Annotated in this window: 1 protein-coding gene; it reads right to left on the reverse strand. The window is 38.6% G+C overall.

Features of this window, described 5'->3' with window-relative positions:
* Window positions 1-740: 740 nt before the first annotated feature.
* Window positions 741-1,604, reverse strand: a complete 864-nt coding sequence (locus ACS5PU_RS24260) for a DUF808 domain-containing protein (protein WP_439461740.1) — start codon at window positions 1,602-1,604, stop codon at window positions 741-743.
* Window positions 1,605-2,379: the final 775 nt, after the last annotated feature.

Here is a 2,379-nt window from a genome sequence, read left to right on the forward strand (position 1 = left end):
TCTTTTTTCTGTTTGCCTTGTGCGGCATCCGCCGCTTTAGCTTTTTTGCCCTTCCTTTCGGTTGGGAGTGCAAAGGTAAGGATCTTTTTTAAACTTCCAAATAAAATAATTTTTATTTTTTTGCTTCCTTTTTTCCCTTTACCCTTATTTCAATATGCCGGTCTTATCCGGCTTTCCATCCTTCCGGACGGGGCTGCAAAGGTAGCAATCTTTTTCTCTCCCGCAAACATTATTTTAAAATAAATGCCGCTCCAATTATCACCAGACCACCTTTTCAACCCAACCGTTTCCTCCGAAGCGGGATGCAAAGGTAGAAAAATTATCTGCCCCTGCAAAGGATATTTCCTTTTGGAAAGGCGATTTTAAGTAAACACATGGTTTTCAGCCGGAAAAAGTTTTGGCCCTGCCAAAACTTTTTGCCGTAATGGGTGTTTAGGGGCTTTTTTAAACCTATCAGGTTTAGTTCGTATTGATATTGTTTTTCTTTTAATGGCCCCATTGAGGGCTACGCCGTTTAAAAACCTGATAGGTTTGCCCAGCAGGAGCATACCTTATTGTAGCACCGAAACTGCTTTTCTGAAAAAGAAAACAACATTATATTATATCTAGATAGCTATCCTTAAAGGAACCGAGTTAATGTATATAAATAACTCTTTCTAAAATCTACAGGTTATAATAGTATAAATATCTACAATTATCCTAAAACCATAATATTGTAGCGTTCGGATATTAGCCTTATATTATTTTTTAATTAGGCCAAGCAGTTTTTTCCCAGCGGTTAAAACAAGTACCAAAGCTAAACCCGTAATCAAACCAAATAAAAATTCTCTAAGAATACCTGGCAATCCGGCAAGAATATGATGCAGGAAATCGATATTATGTGCAAAAATTCCTCCAGAAACTAAAATCAATGCTATCGTTCCTACAACACTTAAAATTTTAATGATTGCAGGTAAAGATTGAATCAATAGTTTACCAATAAGTTTAAGAATTCCCTTTTCCCCTGATGCCTTAATCAATCGATAACCTAGATCATCCATCCTAACAATAAGCGCTACAATTCCGTAAACGCCAATAGTAGCCAACACCGCTACTACAGAAACAGTCATGATCTGTATAAAAAGTTTTTCTTCCAATACGCTTCCGAGCGCAATGATCACAATCTCTATCGAAAGGATAAAATCGGTGGTAATAGCAGACCGCACTTTTTTCTTTTCTTCGTCTCCTCCTTCCTGAATGACATCCCTGGCTTCTACCACAGTAGGTTTCTTATGAAAAAAGTATTCTACAACCTTTTCAACTCCTTCATACGCCAAATAAAGTCCTCCCAGCACCAGTACTACTTTGATGGCTATCGGGAAAAATACATTGAGGATAAGGGCGATCGGAACAATGATTAATTTATTTATAAATGATCCCTTTGTTATGGCCCAAAGTACAGGGAGTTCCCGCGAAGACAAAAAGCCAGTGGATTTCTCTGCATTCACCGCCAGGTCATCTCCTAAAATACCAGCTGTTTTTTTTGCTGCAACTTTCGCCGTCACGGCTACATCATCCATCAAAGCACCTATATCATCTAAAATTGCAAAAAAACCTGAAGCCATATTTTATTTATTAATGTCCGAAAATATCAATTCCTTTTCATATTCAGGTCATCCCACTAAAATCTTTAAGCTGAAAAACGTTTGTTAACATGAAAGAGAAGCAATAAAGCCTGTTGGCCAAGCTAAAGCACTACTACACTTTCTCTTTTTTGAAGCGCAAAACCTGTGTTTATGGTAAAGTTTCTGTCCCGCTGTGCGTTTCAATCCTTTTGGAGGTTTTCGGTGTAAACGGGTTTAATTGCCAACCAAAAGGGATTTCCACTGCCATCAGGGCTATTTAACTTCTGATGGGGTGAATATTTACGGAACATTGTTCTGCGGTGATCAGCGTAATCTGAGGGAAAACAACAGTAAAAGCTATTCACTGCTCCCGTTGACCATTAAGGAATTAAGAACATTAAGAAAGCCTGCCATATCAGCCTAACCTGTGGGGAAACCAATAAATATTATCGGATTTCACTGCCTCCGACCATTAGGGGATCAAGGACATTGAGGATCTTTCATCACCTGCGCTGTTAAACCTGAGAAAAAACTTAATCTTCTTAACTCCTTAATGGTTTAAAAGCTTAAAGGAAAAAGACCAGGGCCTAAAGCTGTTGTATTCCATTTTTCGCGTTGGTCTTTAAGCTTTCGTCTTTATGCTTTTTGCCAAAAATGCCATAAAACAAGAAAACCCTCCAATATTTCTATTGAAGGGTTTCTCTTTAAGATCTGGCACCGACCTACTCTCCCACGTGTTACCGCAGTACCATCGGCTCTGGTGGGCTTAACTTCT

The organism is Pedobacter sp. GSP4 (assembly GCF_051857575.1).
GTDB lineage: Bacteria > Bacteroidota > Bacteroidia > Sphingobacteriales > Sphingobacteriaceae > Pedobacter.